Source organism: Isoptericola sp. NPDC057559, from assembly GCF_042801555.1.
In the GTDB taxonomy this organism is placed as follows: Bacteria; Actinomycetota; Actinomycetes; order Actinomycetales; family Cellulomonadaceae; genus Isoptericola.
The window spans coordinates 25724-42110 of record NZ_JBHVFQ010000031.1 but is presented as its reverse complement, the minus strand read 5'-3'; the positions used below and the strand labels follow the sequence as shown (position 1 = coordinate 42110).

The window sequence follows — 16387 nt, the reverse complement described above, 5'->3', positions numbered from 1 at the left end:
AGGGCGGCGCCTCGACGACCTGGTCGGCGCCGAGCCCCACGACGCCCTCGGCCGCCGCGTCGCCGACCGGTTCGGGCCACGCCTGCCGTTCCTGCGCCGCGGTGCGCGACCGAGGCCCACACGTCGGCGCCCAGGTCGCCCGCGACCGTCACGTCGTGCTCCGCGACCGGCTCCTGGAGCACGTCGGCCGCGAGGATCCGGTCCACGCGGAACGTGCGCCGGCCCGACGCCCGCAGGCACCAGCCCACGAGATACATCGCGCCGTCCTGGGTGAGCAGGCGCAGCGGGTCGACGTCGCGCTCGGTGGTCACGTCCGCCGCGTTCACGTACCGCAGGTGCAGCCGGCGGCCCTCGGCGAGCGCGCTCGTCACGGCGGCCACGACCTGCGGGTCGCCCTCGCCCTCGAGCTGCACGTCCACCGCGCCCGCCGCCTCGCCCGTCGCGGCCGTCAGCTTGTCCAGCGCGGACGCCACGACCGCGGCGCGCCGGCGGTCCGCCTGCACCGCCGGCGACGCGTGCATGGCCCGCAGCGCCGCCACCAGGGCCACGGCCTCCCGCGTGCCGAGCCGCAGCGGGCGCGTCATGCCGCGCGCCTGCGTCAGGGACACGACGCCGTCCTCCAGGGAGTAGGCGTCGAAGTCGATGAGGTCGTCCGGCATGTACCCGGGCGTGCCCGACACCCACAGGGCGTCCACGTCCTCGCGCACCTGCCGGGGCGTCACGCCGAACCGGTCCGCGAGCTCCTCCACCCGCACCGGCCCCGCGCCGTCGAGGAACGCCACCAGGCCCAGCAGCCGCACCAGCCGGTCGTCCGCCCGCTCAGCCATCCGCCCGCTCCTCGGTCCCCGTCGTCCCCGCCCCCGATGTCGTCCCCGCCGCGCTCGCGGCACCCGGCGGGTCGTCGAGCGTCGCCGCCGCCGTCAGCCGCCGCAGCACGTCCGCCCGCAGCTGCGCCGGCTCCAGCACCACGACCGCGGGCCCGTACCCGGCCACCTCGTCCGCCAGCGCCGACAGGCTCCGGAACTCCACCTCGACGACGTCCCGCCCGTCGGCCCGGGCGCCACCACCCGCGCCACCACCGGCGCCGCCTTCCGTGGGGGCCGGCAGCGCGCGGGCCCGCAGCGCCTGCGCCCGCTCCGGCACGACCGCCAGCAGCGCGCGCTGCAGCACCCCGACCCGCTCCCCCAGCATCGCGTCCACGTCGACCTCGTCGGGCACGTCGAACGCGTCCGCCTGCGACCCGACGCGCACCCGACCCGCGATCCGCGACAGCCGGAACACCCGGGCCGCGGCCCGCGCCCGGTCGAAGCCCACCAGGTACCAGCCGCTGCCCCGCGCCGCGATCCGCCACGGCTCGACGTGCCGCGTCAGCTCCTGCCCGGTGCTCGCCGCCCGGTACCGGAACGACACGTCGCGCCGCTCCGAGACCGCCTCCAGCAGCGGCACGTACGCGTCGCCCGCCGCCCGCACACGCGGCGCCAAGCCCGCCACCGCGTCCGCGGCGACCTCCCCCGCGCCCGCCGCGCGCAGCTTCGTCATCGCGCGCGACATGTCCGTGCGCAGGGTCTTGTCCGACCACAGCTGCGCGGCCAGCGCGACCACGCCCAGCTCCGCCGGCGTGAGGTCCACCGCGCCCAGCGCGTACGCGTCGTTGTCGATCCGGTAGCCGACCTCGTCGCTGTGCCCGCCCGCGTCCACCGTGACGATCGGGATGCCCAGCGCCCGCAGCGTGTCCTTGTCCCGCTCGAACATCCGCTCGAACGCCTCCGTCGACGGCGCGTCGCCGTACCCCGCCACCCCCGCGCGCACCTGCTGCTTCGTCATCGACGCGCTCGTGTTCACGAGGGCGATGACGAGGTTCAGGAGGCGCTCGGCGGGCGGCGTGCCCCGCGACGACGACACAGGGGCGGAAGGCGCGGCAGGAGCCGGGTCCACGGGGTTCGCAGGCATCGGGACCAACCTAGTCGCCGGTAGCCTTCCACGGGTGACGACAGCGCCGAACCAGCCCCAGCCCGCCGCCCCCCGCGACACGCCCGCCGGGCACGTCACGTGGCGCACCGGCACCGTCACCGCCCGCGGCAACGCCTGGACCGGGGCCCGCGAGGTCACCGTCCGCCTCGACGCCCCCCTGCCCGCCCGCGACCTCACCACCGCGCCCGGCGAGGTCCGCGGCCTCGCGTACACCACCCTCGTCGGCGACCCCGACGTCGGCGACCGGCTCCTGCTCAACGTCTCCGCCCTCGCCCGCGGCCTCGGCACCGGCGGGTACGCCCTCGTCGTCGGCCCCGCCGGCAGCACCCCCGCAGCCCTGCCCGCCGACCCCCCGCCCGGCCCCGGCCACCTCGTCAAGGCCCGCTACACCCCCCTGCAGGCCATGGTGCTCGGCGTCGACGAGCAGGAGTCCGACCACCACGACACCCTCCGCGACGCCGACGACCTCGCCGGCCTCCCCGTCGTCGTCGCCGACCTCCACTCCGCCCTGCCCGCCGTCGTCGCCGGCGCCCGCCACGCCGCAGAGCTCGCCGGGCGCCCCCACCCGCGCGTCGCCTACGTCATGACCGACGGCGGCGCCCTGCCCGCCGCCTTCTCCCGCACCGTCGCCACCCTCCGCGACACCGGGTGGCTCGCCGCCACCGTCACCGTCGGCCAGGCCTTCGGCGGCGACCTCGAGGCCGTCACCGTGCACACCGGCCTCCTCGCCGCCCGCCACGTCGCCGGCGCCGACCTCGTCGTCGTCGCCCAAGGACCCGGCAACCTCGGCACCGGCACCCGGTGGGGCTTCTCCGGCGTCGCCGCCGGCGAAGCCGTCAACGCGGCCGCCACCCTCGCCGGCCGCCCCGTCGCCTCCCTGCGCGTCTCCGGCGCCGACCCCCGCGACCGGCACCGCGGCATCTCCCACCACAGCCTCACCGCCTACGGCCGCGTGGCGCTCGCGGCCGCCGACGTCCCCGTGCCGACCCCCACCGACGACCTCGAGGCCCTGCCCGCCTGGGGCGCCGAGCTCACCGGGGAGGTGCGCGAGCAGGCCGCCGCCCTCGCGCCCCGCCACCACCTCGTCGACGTCCCCGCCGACGCCGCCCTCCTCGAGGCGCTCCGCGGCTCCCCCGCCCGCCTGTCCACCATGGGCCGCACCCTCGACGGCGACCCCGCCGCCTTCGTCACCGCCGCGGTCGCCGGGGTCCACGCCGCCCACCTCGCCCAGGGCGACCCCGCCGCACCCTGACGGCCCCGCCGGCGGCCCCCACCCGAGCCTGCACCGGACCCCACGGCCGAACCACCCACCGGGGAGACACCCCTGCACCCGCTCCACGGCACCCGCTACGGTCGTCGCATGGCAGCCCCGCCGACGAGGCCACCCCGCCGACCCGCACGCGCGGCCGTCGCGCCGCTCGCGGCCGCGCTCCTCGCCACCCTCGTCGTCCTCGGCGCCGCCACCGCCACCCCCTGGCGCGTCCGCGTGCCCGACCTCGTCCTGCCCGCGCCCACCGCCAGCGACCCCGTCAGCGACCGACGGCCCGGCGACCTCGTCCCCACCGACCGGCCCGAGACCTCCTTCGACCTGATCACCTGGATCGTCGTCGCCCTCAGCATCGCCGGCGCCCTCTTCCTCCTCTACGTCGTCGTGCTCCTCGCCCGCCGGGTCCTGCGCGCCCTCGCCACCGCCGAGGACGACGACGAACCCGACCCCCTCGCCCCCGGCGCCGCCACCACCGGCACCCCCGCCGCGCTCGCCCTGCCCCAGCTCCAGGACGCCGTCGACACCGCCCTCGCCCGCGTCGACGCCGCAGCCACCCCCCACGACGCCGTCGTCGCGGCCTGGGTCGCCCTCGAGGACGCCGCCGCCGAGCACGGCACCACCCGCGCACCCGCCCAGACCGCCACCGAGTTCACCGCGCTCCTCCTCACCGCCCAGCGCCATGACGGCCGCACCGTCCCCACCGCGGACGTCGACACCCTCCGCCGCCTCTACCAGCGCGCCCGCTTCACCGACCGGCCCGTCGGCGCCGACGCCGTGCGAGACGCCCGCAGCGCCCTGTCCCACATCGCGCGAGCCCTCGGCCCCACCCGCGGCACCGAGCCCGACGCATGACCCGCCCCCGGCTCCCCCGCGCCCTGCTCACCGTCGCCCTGCCGGCGCTCGCGGCCGTCGCGGTCCTCGCCCTCACGGGGGCGCTCGACCTGCTCCACGCGGCGCTGCTCGTCGTGGTCGCGGCCACGGCCGTGGTGCTGTGGCGGCGGCTCGACGACGGCGACGAGGTGCCGTGGCCCGACCCGCCCGTGGACCGGCGCGAGGGCGCCCGGAACGACGTGAGCGAGCTCGGCTGGGCCACGTTCACCCGCAGCGGCGCCGTCGGGGACCGCGTGCTGCGCCGAGTCCGGGGGCTCGCGGCGGCGCGGCTGGCCGCCGACGGCGTCGACCTCGCCACCCCCTCCGGCCGCGACGCCGCCGAGCGCCTGCTCGGGGCCGACGTCGTCGCCGGGCTCACCGCCCGCCGCCAGGTCGCGCGGGTCGAGGTGCACCGCTGGCTGGACGCGATCGAGGCGCTGGACGCGCCCGCGTCCGGGCCCGCCGCGCCTCGCCCGGCCACCACCCCAGCACCGTCCGTCAGCCCCGCAGGAAGGCCCCGCCCATGACCGTCGAGCCGCCCGTCACCCCCGCCGCCCACCCCCTGCCCGTCGCCGAGGTGGCCGCCCTCGGGCGCCGCGTCCTCGACGAGGTCGGCACCGCCGTCGTCGGGATGCGGGACACGCTCGAGCTCGCCCTCGCGACCGTGCTCGCCGGCGGGCACGTGCTCTTCGAGGACGTGCCCGGGCTCGGCAAGACCCTCGCCGCCCGATCGCTGGCCACGGCCCTCGGCCTCGACTTCGCCCGCCTGCAGTGCACCCCCGACCTGCTGCCCAGCGACATCACCGGGTCGTCGGTGTTCGACCCGTCCTCGCGGGAGTTCGTCTTCCGCCCCGGCCCCGTGTTCACCGGCCTGTTCCTCGCCGACGAGATCAACCGCACCCCGCCCAAGACGCAGTCGGCGCTCCTCGAGGCGATGGCCGAGCGACAGGTCTCCGTCGACGGCGCGAGCCGGCCCCTCCCGCAGCCGTTCCACGTCATGGCCACGTCCAACCCCGTCGAGTACGAGGGCACCTACCCGCTCCCCGAGGCGCAGCTCGACCGGTTCATGGTCCGCCTCGCGGTCGGCTACCCCGACCGCGACCAGGAGCAGGACGTGCTGCTGCGCCGCGTGGCCCGCCGCCAGGAGGCCGCGACCGTGCGCCCGGTCGTCGACGCCGCCACGGTCCTCGCCATGCAGGCCGGGGTCGAGACCACCGAGGTCGACGCCGACGTCGCCGGCTACTGCGTCGACCTCGCGGCGGCCACCCGCCGGCACGGCGCGCTCGAGGTGGGGGCGTCCCCGCGCGGGTCCCAGAACCTGCTCCTGCTCGCCCGAGCGGTCGCCGTCCTCGACGGCCGCGACTTCGTGCTGCCCGAGGACGTCAAGCGCGTCGCTGTCCCCGTGCTGGCCCACCGCCTCACCCTCACGCCCACCGCGTGGGCGTCCGCGGTGCGCGCCGAGGACGTCGTCGCCGAGATGCTGGCGTCGGTGCCGGGCCCCGCCACCGTCGGCCGGGAGCGGTGACACCCGCCGTGTGGAGGCGCAGCCCGCAGGCGGCGGCCGGGGTCGGTGCCGGGGTGCTCGTCCTCGGGCTGGGCCTGCTCGCCGGTCGCGCCGACGTGGCCCTCCTGGGCGTCGCCCCGCTGCTCGGCGCGCTCTGGGCGGGGCGGCCCGGCGCCTGGCGCGCCACCACCCCCCGGCGCGGCACCGCCCTGACGATCGAGCCGGACGGCGGCCCCGCCGCCCCGGGCGAGCTGCGCGCGACCCTCCGGATCGACCCGCCCGACGGCGCCGAGCTCGTGCACGCGCGCGTCTTCGCGCCCGGGCACCGCACCACCGGCGTGGTGGTCGCCGCGGACGCGCGCGAGCTCCCCCTCACCCTCAGCACCGTCCGGACCGGGCCCCAGCGCACGTTCCAGGTCGACGCGCGCGGCCACGGCGCGGGCGGGACCGCCGCCGAGGACCCCGTGGGCGCCACCGCGCCCGACCGCCTCGTGCTGCCCACGGCCATGCCCCTCGGCCGGGTCCCCGTCCCCCGCCGGCTGCGCGGCCTCACCGGCCCGCACACCTCCCGCCGCCTCGGCAACGGGAACGAGCTGCGCGACGTGCACCCGTTCACGCCCGGCGACCGGCTGCGGCGGATCGACTGGCGCACCACCGCCCGACGGTCCCCGGACCTGGAGACCCTCTACGTGCGGCGCACGTACGCCGCCGCCGAGGCGACGGCCGTCCTCGTCGTCGACTCCCGCGACGACGTCGGCCCCGACCTGCGCACCTGGCGCGGCACCGGCCCCCAGCGCGTCGACGAGCCCACGTCCCTCGACCTCGCCCGGCACGCCGCAGCGTCCGTGGCCGCCGCCCTCGTCACCGCCGGCGACCGCGTCGGTGTCGACGACCTGGGCCGCCACCGGCGCCCCCTGCCGCCCGCCGCCGGCCGGCGACACCTGCGCCGGGTGCTGCACGCCCTCGCGCTCAGCAGCCCCAGCGGCACCCCCGAACGCCGGCTGCGCGCCCCGCAGGTCCCCGCCGACGCGATCGTCTACCTGTTCAGCACCGTCCTCGACGACGAGCCGGTCGAGCTGCTGCGCGCCTGGCGCGCCGTCGGGCATCCCGTCGTCCTCGTCGACACCCTGCCCGACGTCCGTGGCGCCCGGGAGGAGCACATGCGCCTCGCCTGGCGCGTGACCCGCGCCGAGCGCGACGACCGCCTGCGCCGCGCCGCCGCCGAGGGCGTCCCCGTCGTCCGCTGGGCCGGCGAGGCACGCCACGACGCACCGCTCCGGCTCGAGGCCCTGGTCCGCGCCGCCGAGCGCCACCACGCGGGGGCGGGCGCCCGATGACCGGCCTGCGCGCCCGCGTCCGCGCCTGGTGGCGGTCCCGCCGCGCCACGGGCCGCCCGCTGCCCGCGGTGGGCGTCGAGACCGGCCGCCGCCTCCCGGGCTGGACGCTGCGCGCCGCGTTCCCCGTCGCCGTCCTCGTGCTCGTCGCCGTCGCCGGTGCCCGCACCACCGTCCTCACCGAGCTCTACGCCGTCCTCGCCGTCGTGCTGGCCGTCTGGGCCGCCGTCCGCCCCGGCCCCGCGCCCGCTCACGTCGCCCTCGTCGCCGCCGCGCTCCTGCTCCTCGGGTCCGTCGAGGCACCCTTCGACCCCGCGACGCTGTGGCTCGCACCTCTCGGGTACGTCGTGACCCGGCTCGGCTGGTGGGCGCACCACCTGTCCGCGGTCGACCACGTGGAGCTCGCCGCCCTGCGTCGCACCCTCGCGCGCGACGGCCTGCTGGTGGGAGCCGCGCTCGTCCTCGGCGCCGCCGCCTGGGCGCTCGCCGGCCACCCGGTCGCCTGGCTCGTGGCCCTCGGCGTGGTGGCCCTGGCAGCGCTCGCGTGGACCGTCGTCCGGGCCGAGGATGGCGGGGCGCGCTGACCGCACCCGCGCGCCGACGCACCGACACCGGAGGTCCCCGATGCCCGAGCTCCCCCGCTACACCGTCCCCTCGCTCACGCCGGAGGAGGGCGCCCGCGTCGCCGCGATCCTGCAGGAGCGGCTCGTCGCCCTCACCGACCTGCACCTCACGCTGAAGCACGTGCACTGGAACGTGGTGGGGCCGCACTTCATCGCCGTCCACGAGATGATCGATCCCCAGGTCGACGCCGTGCGCGCGATGACCGACGCGATCGCGGAGCGGATCGCCACCCTCGGCGTCGCGCCCGTCGGGACCCCCGGCGCGATCGTCGCCGCGCGCACGTGGGACGACTACGCGCTCGGCCGGGCCACGACCACCGAGCACCTGCACGCGCTGGACCACGTCTACCAGGGCGTGATCTCCTCGCACCGCAAGGCGGCCACCGAGACGGCCGGGCTCGACGACGTCACGAACGACCTGCTCATCGGGCACCTGCACGACCTGGAGCTGTTCCACTGGTTCGTGCGGGCCCACCTGGAGAGCGCCGGCGGCGCCGTCTCCGAGGGCTGACCGCGCGGTAGGTCGAGCAGGCACCGCGGGCGGGTCGTCGGCACCGGCCGACGGCCCGCCCGCAGCGTGCCCTCGAGGAACCCCGTGCCGCACCGCCCCCGGTCGCGGCATGATGTGCCCGTGATCCGCCGCTACCGCCCCACCGACCGGGCCGCCGTCGCCGAGGTCTGCGTCCGTACCGCCGCGGGCGGCGGCGACGCCCGCGGCCTGTACTCCGACGACCTCCTCATGCCCGAGGTCTTCGCCCTGCCCTACGTCGACCACTCGCCCGACCTCGCGTTCGTCGTCGTCCGCCCCGAGGACGAGCTCGGCCGCGACCTCCACGGCGAGAGCCCCGCCGACCCGGCCGACGACGTGCTGCGCGTCGAGGACGGCCGTCTGACGGGCTACGTCATCGGCGTCGCCGACACGCGCGAGTTCGCCTCCTGGTGGGGGCAGGCCTGGGGACCCGGGTTCGCCGCGCGGCACCCGGAGCCGGGCGCGTCGCCCACGGGCCGCGAGCCGGGCTTCCCCGAGGCCGCGCTCCTCGACGCCGGGAGGGACGGCGGCCGCATGGTGCGGGGCCTCACCGCCGGCGAGCTCGACGGGTACCCGGCGCACCTGCACATCGACCTGCTGCCCGAGAACCAGGGGCAGGGCCTGGGCCGCACGCTGCTGGACACGCTGCGCTCGGCGCTGGCCGCGCGCGGGGTGCCCGGCGTCCACCTCGGCATGGACCCCGCCAACACCCGCGCCCGGGCCTTCTACGACCGCTACGGCTTCCACGAGCTGCCGTCGCACTCCCCCGACGCCCCGCTGCTCGGCATCGCCACCGCCTGACGCCACGGCCCGAGGCGGTCGGGTCTTCCGTGCCGGGTGGTCAGGTGGCCGCCTGGGCCGCCGTGGTGTTTCAGGGTGCTTGGCACACTATTTTATCCCACGGAGTCCTCGTCGGAGGGCGTGAGCTCCCGACCGAGGTCGGGCACGCCCGCGTCGACCCACGCCCGACGCACCTGCTCGAACCGCGTGGGCAGCGGAGGCCGCACCGCCCCGTACCGCGCGTTCGTCCGGTGCACGAAGCGCCGCCACGACAGCACCAGCCCCTGCCGGGTGATCGGCAGCCCGCTCGCGACCGTGGTGCCGTGGTCGTGCGTGTGGTGCACGGTGAGCAGCAGCGCCCGCGGCACGGACCCCTCCAGCTCGGCGGCGAGCTCCGTCCGCACCACCATCCAGTGCCGCAGCAGCAGCACCACCTCCGGCGGCAGGCGATGCTCCCGGACGGTGCGGTGCTTGCCGTGCCGCAGCACGACCCTCCCCTCCCCCGGCTCGCGGGCACCGCCCACGCGCCCACGCCGGCTCGCCGCCGCCGGGTCCGGCCCGAGGTCGAGATCCTCGGCGCGCACGCGCAGCAGGTCCCCGTACCGCGCACCGGTCGCCCGGGTCAGGCCCGCGATCACCGCCAGGCGCACGACCTCCGGCTTCCCCCCGGGACGCAGCGCCTCCACCGACAGTTCCCGCCACACCCAGTCCGCCTCGTCCAGCGAGACGGTGGGCCGCGGGTACCGGCCCGCGGCGGGCGCGGCCGCTCCCGCCGGGTCGGCTGCGGCGACGGAACCGTCGGTGGGCACGGGCGCGGGGGGCTCCCCCGGGTGCGGCGTCATGGGCCCATCCTGGCGCCTGGCACACTTTTTACCGGGAGGCCGTCGGCGTGTCGCCCGACGACGTAGCCTCGTCCGGGTGAGCAGCCCCGCCAGCCCCGCCCCCGCGCCGCTCCCCGGGACCCTCGCCGCCGCCGTCGACCACGAGCTCGTGATCAAGAGGTCGCGCTTCCTGGCGCACCTGGCCCCCGCCCGGAGCGTCGAGGAGGCCGATGCCGTCGTCGCGCGGGTGCGCAAGGAGCTCTGGGACGCGCGGCACCACTGCGTGGCCCTCGTCGTCGGCACCCGGGCCGACCAGCAGCGCTCCTCCGACGACGGCGAGCCGTCCGGCACCGCGGGCGTGCCCATGCTCGAGGTGCTGCGCCGCCGGCAGGTGACGGACGTCGTCGCGGTCGTGACCCGCTACTTCGGCGGGGTGCTGCTGGGCGCGGGCGGGCTGGTCCGCGCCTACTCCGGCGCGGTCGCCGAGGCCCTCGACGTCGCCGCGTCCGACGGGCTCCTGCGACGGCGGGAGGTGCTCACCGAGGTCACCGTCGACGTGCCGCACGCCGACGCCGGCCGGGTGGACCACCTGCTCCGCGACTGGGCGGCGACCCACGACGCCGTCCTCGAGGAGCCCACGTACGCCGCCGTCGCCCGCCTCGCGCTGCTCGTGCCGCCCGCCGCGCTCCCCCGGCTGCGCGACGACCTCGCCGCCACGTCCGCCGGCGCCCTCGTGCCCGTCACGGGCGCCGACCGCGTCGTCGACCTGCCCGCGTAGCGTCGCGGGCGACGGTCAGGGGGCGACGCCGTCCGCGGTGACGGTGGCGCCGTCCGGCACGGTCGCGCGCCGGCCCTCGTCGGGCAGGGCGGCGTCGCCCTCGACGCGGACGCCCGCGCCGAAGGTCCAGTCGCCCTCGACGGTGAGCGACGACGCGGCGCGCAGCGAGGGCGCGCCCGCGGCGAAGCGCTCGTCGAAGCGGGAGATCGTCTTGTACGTCTTGGACAGCTTCACCAGCGGCGCGGCGACCTGGGCGACGAGCCGGTAGCCGTCGGTGAGCTCGTAGACGTCCGAGCGCATCAGCAGGAGGTCGCTGGTGGTCTTCACCGGCAGGAACCGCTCCCGGCCCACCTCGATCGCCGTGGCGCCCTCGAAGACGGCCACGGCCGCGCCCATCGCGGACTCGATCTGCACGACCGCCGGGGACGACGCGTCCGTGGGGTCCACGGTCTTCTCGTTCCGGATCAGCGGCAGCTCGAGGACGCCGCCGGTGCGGTCGAGCTCGGCGGCCAGCGCCTCGAGGTCGAACCAGAGGTTGTTCGTGTGGAAGTACGGGTGCACGGACGGGTCCAGGGACACGTCGACGTCGTCCGGGTGGGTCTGCGCCGTCTCGCGCTGCACGATGCGCCCGTCGCTCTTGCGGACCACGAGCTGCCCGCCCTTGACGTCCGCCGGCGACTTCAGGCACATCTCGGCGGCATACGGGGCGCCCGAGGCGGCGAACCAGGCGGCGATGGCGCCGTCGGGGGCCGCGCCGAGGTTGTCCGAGTTGGAGACGCTCGCGTAGCGGAAGCCCGCGTCCAGGAGCGTCCGCACGACGCCCGACGCGTGCAGCGCCGGGTACAGGTCGCCGTGCCCCGGCGGGCACCACTCGAGGGTCGGGTCGGCCGGCCAGTCGACGGGCTCCAGGTCGTCCGCGCGCAGCTTGGGCTCGCGGTTCTGCAGGAAGTCCAGCGGCAGCCCGTCGACGGCGAGGTCGGCGTACGGCGCGAGCGCGGCGAGCGTGTCGTCCCGGGTGCGGAAGGAGTTCATCAGCACCAGCGGCAGCCGGGCACCGGTGGCCTCCCGGGCCGCGCGCACCTGGCGGACGATGACGTCGAGGAAGGTGAGGGCGCCCCCGTCGGCGTCCGGCGCGTCGTCGCGCACCGTGAGCAGCGACTTGGCCTTGTCCATCCCCATCGACGTGCCGAGCCCGCCGTTGAGCTTGATGATCGCGGTCCGGGCCAGCGCGGCCTGGGCGTCGGCGGCCGGGACGTCGAGGTCCGCGTGCCGCGGCAGGTCGACCAGGGGGTCGACGTCGGCCTCGCGCACCAGGCCCGTCTCGCCGGACTCGAGGAGGCGGTAGAAGCGGGTGAAGGTCTCGATCGCGGCGGGGGCGACGCCCTCCGCCGACATCTTCTCTCGGGCCAGGGCAAGTCCGCGGTCGCTCATGAGCAGCACCCTAGCCGGGGCGGCGGCCCCGCCGTCCGGGCGTCCGCGACCTGGCTGCCTACTCGAAGCGCGCCGGGTCCCCCGCGCCCACGCGCACGACCTCGGGGTACCCCTCCGACCAGTCGACGACGGTCGTGGGCTCGGCCACCACCTCGCCGCCGTCGACGACGGCGTCGACCACGTGGTCGAGCTCCTCCTTGACCTGCCAGCCGTCCGTGAGGGGCTGCTCCTGGCCGGGCAGGATCAGCGTCGAGGACAGCAGCGGCTCGCCGAGCTCGCGCAGCAGCGCCTGCACCACCCGGGACCCGGGGATGCGCACGCCGATGGTCTTCTTCTTGGGGTGCGCCAGGCGCCGCGGCACCTCCGCCGTGGCCGGCAGGATGAACGTGTAGGGCCCGGGCGTGGCCGCCTTGATCGCACGGAACGCGGTGTTGTCCAGGCGCACGAGCTGCCCCAGCTGCGCGAAGTCGGCGCACACGAGCGTGAAGTGGTGGCCCGCGTCGAGGTGCCGGATCTGGCGGATCCGCTCGGTGCCGTCGTGCTGGCCGACCCGGCAGCCCAGGGCGTAGCCGGAGTCCGTGGGATACGCGATGAGCGCCCCCTCGCCCAGCATCGCGACCACCTGCCCGATCGCCCGGGGCTGCGGGTCGACCGGGTGGACGTCGAAGTAGCGGGCCATGCCCGGCAGCGTATCCCCGGGCGCCCCTCCCCCACCCGAGATGGGGCGGCGAGCCCGCGCGCGGCGCGCGTCCGCGGCGCCGCCCGCTCGGACGCTCAGGCGCCCAGGGCCCGGCGGAGCTCGGTCTCGCTCGCGTTGCCGCCGGAACAGACGACGCCCACGCGGCGCCCGGCGAACTGCGCCGGATGCGTGAGGACCGCGGCCAGCGCGGCGGCGCCCGCGCCCTCCGCGACGGTGCGCGCGCCCGTGAGGTAGGCGCGCTGGGCGGCGGCGATCGCGTCGTCGTCCACCAGGAGGAAGTCGGCGAGCCGCTCGCGCAGCACGGCCTGGGTGAGCGCGAAGCCGCACCCGACGGCGAGGCCCTCGGCGCGGGTCGTGTTCGCCGCGGTGCGCAGCTCGCCGGCGCGCCACGAGTCGTGCGCGGCCGGGGAGGCGGCGGCCTGCACCGCGACCACCCGCAGCCCCGGCGCCAGCGCACCCGCGACGAGGCACGCGGCGGCGGCGCCGGAGCCGCCCCCGACGGGCACCACCAGGACGTCGAGGTCCGGCGCCTGCTCCAGCAGCTCCAGGGTGGCGGTCGCGACCCCGGCCACGAGGACGGGCTCGTTGGCGGCGCCGACGAGCCGCGCGCCGGTCGCCGCGGCGATCCGGCCGGCCGCCTCGCGGGCGTCGTCGAAGGTCTCGCCGTGCAGCACGACGTCGGCGCCGAGGTCGCGCACCGCGCGCTCCTTCAGCGGGTTCGGGTGGTGCGGCATGACGATCGTGCACCCGGTCCCGGTGTGCCGGGCGGCGAACGCGAGGGCCTGGGCGTGGTTGCCCGTCGAGTAGGCGACGATGCCGCGGCGGCGCGCGTCGTCGTCGAACCCGAGCAGCAGGTTGAGGGCGCCGCGGACCTTGAACGCCCCGGTGTGCTGGAGGTTCTCGTGCTTGACGACGAGGTCCGCCCCCGCCGCGCCCGCGTCGGCGACCGCGCGGGCGAGCTCCGGGTGACGCAGCGCGGGCGTGCGGACGACGAGCCCGTCGATCCGGCGGGCGGCGGACAGCACGTCGCGCATCGTCGGGGGTGCCGGCACGTCGGCCGACGGGGCGGGCGTCGGGAGCGGGGTCGTCATCACAGCAGGATCGCCCGCGGCCGACTGATAGGTCCAATGCCTGTTCTGACTGCACGTCATAGACCCCGTCGATGGATGGTCGTAGGCTGGCCGCCGTGTCCGTCGAACCCGCTCCCCCGCCCCACCTCGACCTCACGCGGCTGCGCGTGCTCGCCGCCGTCGCGCGCACCGGGTCGGTGACCGCCGCGGCCCGCGAGCTGCACTACGCGCAGCCCTCCGTCAGCCACCACCTCGCGCGCCTCGAGGCCGAGGCCGGCCTCCCCCTGCTGCAGCGGGCGGGCCGAGGAGTCCGCCTCACCGAGGCGGGGCGGCTCCTCGCCGCGCGGGCCGAGGAGATCCTGGGCCGCGTCGAGGGCGCGCGCCGCGAGCTCGACGCCCTCGCCGGCCTCCGGGCCGGCCGCGCCCGCCTCGCCGCCTTCCCCTCCGCCCTGGCGACGCTCGTGCCCGCCGCGGTGGCCGGGCTCCGCGCGGAGCACCCGGGGCTCGGCGTCGGGCTGGTCGAGGCCGAGCCGCCCGAGGCCGTGGCCGCGCTGCAGGCCGGGGACGTCGACGTGGCCCTCGTCTTCCGGCACACGGACGTGGGGCACGCGCGCCCGGTGATGGACCTCTCGCGGTTCGAGGCGACCGTGGTGCACGAGGAGCCCATCGCGCTGGTCCGCCGTGCGGACGACCCCCGCGCCGCGGCGGGCGGCGCCGCCGGCCCGCCCCCGCTCACCGAGCTGCGCGACGCCGCGTGGATCGCCGGCTGCGAGCGCTGCCGGGCCGACCTCGTGGCCCGCTGCGCAACGGCCGGGTTCGCGCCCCGCATCGCGTTCGAGACCGACGACTACGTGGCCGTGCAGGCCCTCGTCGCCTCCGGCGCGGGCGTGAGCCTGCTGCCCTCCCTGGCGCTGCGCGCGCACCGCAACCCCGACGTCGTCACGGAGCACCTGCCCGGCGCCACCCGGCAGGTCCTCGCCCTCACGGTGGGTGCCCCGACACCGGCGGCGCACGCGCTCGTCGAGCGCCTGGTCGAGGCGGGGGACGCCGCCCGCGACTAGCGTGGAGGCGTGCCTGCGCAGCCCCTGGCCGGGCTGCCCGCCGAGCTCCCCGCCGCGCTGCCGCCGGGGCTCGCGACATGGCTCGACGGGTGGTGGGCCGGCACGGACTACGACGTCGCCCGCGAGATCCTCCAGCGGGGCGTCGCGGCCCTGCTGTGCCTGGCCTTCGTCCAGGCGCTCGCGCAGTTCCGCCCCCTGCTCGGCGAGCGGGGGCTGCTGCCGGTGCGGGCGTTCACCGCGCGCGTCCGGTTCCGCGCCGCGCCCTCCCTCTTCCACGTGCGCTACTCCGACCGGCTGCTGGTGGTCGTCGCGGGGCTCGGCGCGGCCGGCGCCGCCGCGGTCGTGGTCGGGCTGCCGCAGACCGGCCCGTGGTGGGTCACGACGCTCGTGCTGCTGGCGCTCTGGGCGGCGTACCTGTCGATCGTCTCCGTGGGTCAGCGGTTCTACGCGTTCGGCTGGGAGACGCTCCTGTGCGAGCTCGCGTTCCTCGCGGCGTGGTTCGGGTCGCCGGCGGTGCCCGCCCCGTTCCTGCTGGTGCTGGCCGCGCGCTGGCTGCTGTTCCGGCTCGAGCTCGGGGCCGGGCTCATCAAGTGGCGCGGCGACCCGGCCTGGCGTGACCTCACGGCCCTGGACTACCACCACGAGACCCAGCCGATGCCCGGCCCGTTCAGCTGGCACGCCCACCACCTGCCGCGCTGGTGGCACCGCACGGAGGTGGTCGGCAACCACGTGACGCAGCTCCTGGTGCCGTGGCTGCTGTGGCTGCCGCAGCCGCTGCCGAGCGTCGCGGGCGGCGTCGTCGTCCTCACCCAGGGCTGGCTGGTGCTGACCGGGAACTTCGCCTGGCTGAACTGGGCAGCGATCGTGCTCGGCGCCGCCATGGTGTCCGACGGCGTCTGGCGCACCCTGCTCGGCGCCCTGCCCGGCGACGTCGGCGGCCCGGTCGGCACGACGGCCGCCGACGTGCCCCTCGGCTACCTGGTCACGGCCTCCCTCGTCGCCCTGCTCCTCGCGGTCCTGTCGGTGCGGCCGGCGCTGAACCTCGCGTCGCGCCACCAGAAGATGAACGCGAGCTTCGAGCCGCTGCGCCTCGTCAACGCCTACGGCGCGTTCGGCAGCGTGACGCGGCGGCGCGACGAGGTGGTCGTCGAGGGCACCCTCGCGAGGCGCCCCGGCCCGGACGACTGGCGCGAGTACGCCTTCCGCGGCAAGCCCGGCGAGGTGGACCGGCGCCCGCCGCAGGTCGCGCCCTACCACCTGCGGCTGGACTGGGTGCTGTGGTTCGTGCCGCTCGGCGCCTCCGGCCCCTGGATCGGGCGGCTGTGCGTGCGCCTGCTGGAGGCGGACCCGGCCACGCTGCGCCTGCTGCGGCGCGACCCGTTCGCCGGCGACCGCCCGCGCTGGGTGCGGATGCGGCTGTTCCGCTACCGGTACACGACGCGCGACGAGCACCGGCGCACGGGCGACTGGTGGGTGCGGTACGAGCTCGAGACGATCGTCGACCCGGTGGACCTGGACCTGCTGTCCAGCCTGCGGGGCACGTGACCGCCTCCCCTGCCTACGACGACGCCCCGCCCCCGGGGACGGGGGCGGGGCGTCGTCGGCGGGCCGCCGGGCGAGGCGTCAGAGGCGAGGCGTCAGAGGCGAG

17 protein-coding genes are annotated in these 16387 nt (G+C 77.5%); 11 read left to right on the top strand and 6 right to left on the bottom strand.

Features of this window, described 5'->3' with window-relative positions; all coding sequences use genetic code 11:
* A partial coding sequence (locus ACFU5J_RS19625) for a helix-turn-helix transcriptional regulator (RefSeq protein WP_430579841.1) occupies positions 1–827 on the bottom strand: 827 nt, incomplete at its 3' end.
* Positions 820–1950 (bottom strand): helix-turn-helix transcriptional regulator, encoded by a 1131-nt coding sequence (locus ACFU5J_RS19620; RefSeq protein WP_430579840.1) that lies wholly within the window; start codon positions 1948–1950, stop codon positions 820–822. The genes ACFU5J_RS19620 and ACFU5J_RS19625, both read right to left, overlap by 8 nt.
* A 34-nt stretch (positions 1951–1984) precedes the next feature.
* On the opposite strand from ACFU5J_RS19620, the gene ACFU5J_RS19615 reads away from it, so the two are divergent.
* From ACFU5J_RS19615 to ACFU5J_RS19580, 8 genes are all read left to right on the top strand, one after another.
* Positions 1985–3223 carry a DUF3866 family protein gene (locus ACFU5J_RS19615; RefSeq protein WP_430579839.1) on the top strand — a complete coding sequence of 413 codons (1239 nt, stop codon included), beginning with the start codon at positions 1985–1987 and terminating at the stop codon, positions 3221–3223.
* Between the two features lie 108 nt (positions 3224–3331).
* Entirely contained in the window at positions 3332–4090 is a 759-nt protein-coding gene (locus ACFU5J_RS19610) for a DUF4129 domain-containing protein (RefSeq protein ID WP_430579838.1), read from the top strand.
* Entirely contained in the window at positions 4087–4635 is a 549-nt protein-coding gene (locus tag ACFU5J_RS19605) for a hypothetical protein (RefSeq protein WP_430579837.1), read from the top strand. Before ACFU5J_RS19610 ends, ACFU5J_RS19605 begins: the two co-directional genes overlap by 4 nt.
* A complete protein-coding gene (locus ACFU5J_RS19600) occupies positions 4632–5633 on the top strand; it encodes an AAA family ATPase (protein WP_430575652.1) in 1002 nt (333 codons plus the stop codon). Before ACFU5J_RS19605 ends, ACFU5J_RS19600 begins: the two co-directional genes overlap by 4 nt.
* Complete coding sequence (locus ACFU5J_RS19595; RefSeq protein ID WP_430579836.1) at positions 5630–6949, top strand: DUF58 domain-containing protein; 1320 nt, start codon at positions 5630–5632, stop codon at positions 6947–6949. Before ACFU5J_RS19600 ends, ACFU5J_RS19595 begins: the two co-directional genes overlap by 4 nt.
* A complete protein-coding gene (locus tag ACFU5J_RS19590; RefSeq protein ID WP_430579835.1) occupies positions 6946–7530 on the top strand; it encodes a hypothetical protein in 585 nt (194 codons plus the stop codon). The genes ACFU5J_RS19595 and ACFU5J_RS19590 overlap by 4 nt, the downstream gene beginning before the upstream one ends.
* A gap of 40 nt (positions 7531–7570) precedes the next feature.
* The gene (locus ACFU5J_RS19585) at positions 7571–8080 is read left to right on the top strand and encodes a Dps family protein (protein ID WP_430575649.1); all 510 of its coding nucleotides are present in this window, start codon (positions 7571–7573) and stop codon (positions 8078–8080) included.
* Positions 8081–8200: 120 nt separating this feature from the next.
* Positions 8201–8899, top strand: a complete 699-nt coding sequence (locus ACFU5J_RS19580; RefSeq protein WP_430579834.1) for a GNAT family N-acetyltransferase — start codon at positions 8201–8203, stop codon at positions 8897–8899.
* A 92-nt stretch (positions 8900–8991) separates the two neighbouring features.
* Here the strand turns inward: ACFU5J_RS19580 and ACFU5J_RS19575 are convergent, their stop codons facing one another.
* Positions 8992–9720, bottom strand: coding sequence for a hypothetical protein (locus ACFU5J_RS19575; protein ID WP_430579833.1), 729 nt, complete (start codon positions 9718–9720; stop codon positions 8992–8994).
* Between the two features lie 76 nt (positions 9721–9796).
* Here ACFU5J_RS19575 and ACFU5J_RS19570 point away from each other — a divergent pair, with 76 nt between their 5' ends.
* Complete coding sequence (locus ACFU5J_RS19570) at positions 9797–10477, top strand: IMPACT family protein (RefSeq protein WP_430579832.1); 681 nt, start codon at positions 9797–9799, stop codon at positions 10475–10477.
* Positions 10478–10492: 15 nt separating this feature from the next.
* Here ACFU5J_RS19570 and ACFU5J_RS19565 read toward each other — a convergent pair whose 3' ends face one another.
* The 3 genes from ACFU5J_RS19565 to ACFU5J_RS19555 form a co-directional block, all read right to left on the bottom strand.
* Positions 10493–11908: a UTP--glucose-1-phosphate uridylyltransferase gene (locus ACFU5J_RS19565; RefSeq protein ID WP_430579831.1), complete on the bottom strand. Its 1416-nt coding sequence runs from the start codon at positions 11906–11908 to the stop codon at positions 10493–10495.
* Positions 11909–11966: 58 nt separating this feature from the next.
* On the bottom strand, positions 11967–12587 hold the full coding sequence (locus ACFU5J_RS19560; protein WP_430579830.1) for an L-threonylcarbamoyladenylate synthase: 621 nt from the start codon (positions 12585–12587) through the stop codon (positions 11967–11969).
* A 95-nt stretch (positions 12588–12682) separates the two neighbouring features.
* Complete coding sequence (locus ACFU5J_RS19555) at positions 12683–13699, bottom strand: threonine/serine dehydratase (protein ID WP_430579829.1); 1017 nt, start codon at positions 13697–13699, stop codon at positions 12683–12685.
* A gap of 95 nt (positions 13700–13794) precedes the next feature.
* Here ACFU5J_RS19555 and ACFU5J_RS19550 point away from each other — a divergent pair, with 95 nt between their 5' ends.
* Together ACFU5J_RS19550 and ACFU5J_RS19545 are read left to right on the top strand one after the other, a co-directional pair.
* Complete coding sequence (locus tag ACFU5J_RS19550) at positions 13795–14739, top strand: LysR family transcriptional regulator (protein WP_430579828.1); 945 nt, start codon at positions 13795–13797, stop codon at positions 14737–14739.
* A gap of 57 nt (positions 14740–14796) precedes the next feature.
* On the top strand, positions 14797–16284 hold the full coding sequence (locus ACFU5J_RS19545) for a lipase maturation factor family protein (RefSeq protein WP_430579842.1): 1488 nt from the start codon (positions 14797–14799) through the stop codon (positions 16282–16284).
* Positions 16285–16387 lie beyond the last annotated feature (103 nt).

What these genes read in the sequence shown, in the direction of transcription:
- ACFU5J_RS19620 (WP_430579840.1), bottom strand. Translation starts at nt 1,950, where the DNA reads ATGCCTGCGAACCCCGTGGACCCGGCTCCTGCCGCGCCTTCCGCCCCT.
- ACFU5J_RS19610 (WP_430579838.1), top strand. Translation starts at nt 3,332, where the DNA reads ATGGCAGCCCCGCCGACGAGGCCACCCCGCCGACCCGCACGCGCGGCC.
- ACFU5J_RS19605 (WP_430579837.1), top strand. Translation starts at nt 4,087, where the DNA reads ATGACCCGCCCCCGGCTCCCCCGCGCCCTGCTCACCGTCGCCCTGCCG.
- ACFU5J_RS19600 (WP_430575652.1), top strand. Translation starts at nt 4,632, where the DNA reads ATGACCGTCGAGCCGCCCGTCACCCCCGCCGCCCACCCCCTGCCCGTC.
- ACFU5J_RS19590 (WP_430579835.1), top strand. Translation starts at nt 6,946, where the DNA reads ATGACCGGCCTGCGCGCCCGCGTCCGCGCCTGGTGGCGGTCCCGCCGC.
- ACFU5J_RS19585 (WP_430575649.1), top strand. Translation starts at nt 7,571, where the DNA reads ATGCCCGAGCTCCCCCGCTACACCGTCCCCTCGCTCACGCCGGAGGAG.
- ACFU5J_RS19575 (WP_430579833.1), bottom strand. Translation starts at nt 9,720, where the DNA reads ATGACGCCGCACCCGGGGGAGCCCCCCGCGCCCGTGCCCACCGACGGT.
- ACFU5J_RS19565 (WP_430579831.1), bottom strand. Translation starts at nt 11,908, where the DNA reads ATGAGCGACCGCGGACTTGCCCTGGCCCGAGAGAAGATGTCGGCGGAG.
- ACFU5J_RS19560 (WP_430579830.1), bottom strand. Translation starts at nt 12,587, where the DNA reads ATGGCCCGCTACTTCGACGTCCACCCGGTCGACCCGCAGCCCCGGGCG.
- ACFU5J_RS19555 (WP_430579829.1), bottom strand. Translation starts at nt 13,699, where the DNA reads ATGACGACCCCGCTCCCGACGCCCGCCCCGTCGGCCGACGTGCCGGCA.